The 1,159-nt window shown below is 69.9% G+C and carries 1 pseudogene; it reads left to right on the top strand.

Features of this window, described 5'->3' with window-relative positions:
* Positions 1–1,159 (top strand): annotated as a pseudogene (locus ACZ7N4_RS39175) (alpha-1,4-glucan--maltose-1-phosphate maltosyltransferase); the annotation flags it as partial.

Here is a 1,159-nt window from a genome sequence, read left to right as displayed (position 1 = left end):
GGCGGCGCTGGACCCGGAGGTGGAGGCGCTGCTGGCCCGCCATCCGTTGCGGGAGCTGGTGACCGCCTCGGATCCGATGCCGTTGCTGGTGGAGCGCGAGCGGGCCCTGTACGGCTCGTGGTACGAGTTCTTCCCGCGTTCGGAGGGGACCGTCGAGCGGCCGCACGGCACGTTCCGGACGGCCGCGCGCCGGCTGGAGGCGATCGCGGGGATGGGTTTCGACGTCGTCTATCTGCCGCCCGTCCATCCGATCGGTACGACGTTCCGCAAGGGCCCCAACAACACGCTCACCGCCGGTCCGGACGACGTCGGCGTGCCCTGGGCCATCGGTTCCCCGGAGGGCGGCCACGACGCCGTGCACCCGGACCTGGGCACGATCGAGGACTTCGACTTCTTCGTGGCCGAGGCGGGGCGGCTGGGGCTGGAGGTCGCCCTGGACTTCGCCCTGCAGTGCTCCCCCGACCATCCCTGGGTGCACAAGCACCCCGAGTGGTTCCGCCACCGCCCCGACGGGTCGATCGCGTACGCCGAGAACCCGCCGAAGAAATACCAGGACATCTATCCCGTCGCCTTCGACGCCGACATGGACGGTCTGGTCGCGGAGACCGTGCGGATCCTGCGGCACTGGATGGAGCACGGGGTGCGGATCTTCCGGGTCGACAACCCGCACACCAAGCCGGTCGTGTTCTGGGAGCGGGTCATCGGCGAGGTCAACCGCAGGGACCCGGACGTGATCTTCCTGGCCGAGGCGTTCACCCGGCCCGCGATGATGCACACCCTGGCCCAGATCGGTTTCCAGCAGTCGTACACGTACTTCACCTGGCGCAACACCAAGCAGGAGCTGACCGAGTACCTGACCGAGCTGTCGGGCGAGGCGGCCGCCTACATGCGGCCCAACTTCTTCGCCAACACCCCGGACATCCTGCACGCCTACCTCCAGCACGGCGGGCGGCCCGCGTTCGAGGTGCGGGCCGTGCTCGCCGCCACCCTCTCCCCCGCCTGGGGCATCTACAGCGGCTACGAACTGTGCGAGAACACCCCGCTCCGGGAGGGCGGCGAGGAGTACCTGAACTCGGAGAAGTACCAGCTCCGGCCGCGTGACTGGGCGGCCGCCGAGCGGGAGGGGCGGACCATCGCGCCGCTCATCACCCGGCTCAAC

The sequence above is a fragment of the Streptomyces sp. NPDC107654 genome (assembly GCF_055639035.1).
Note: the sequence above shows the minus strand (reverse complement) of the source record. Positions and strands in the feature narration are given on the sequence as shown.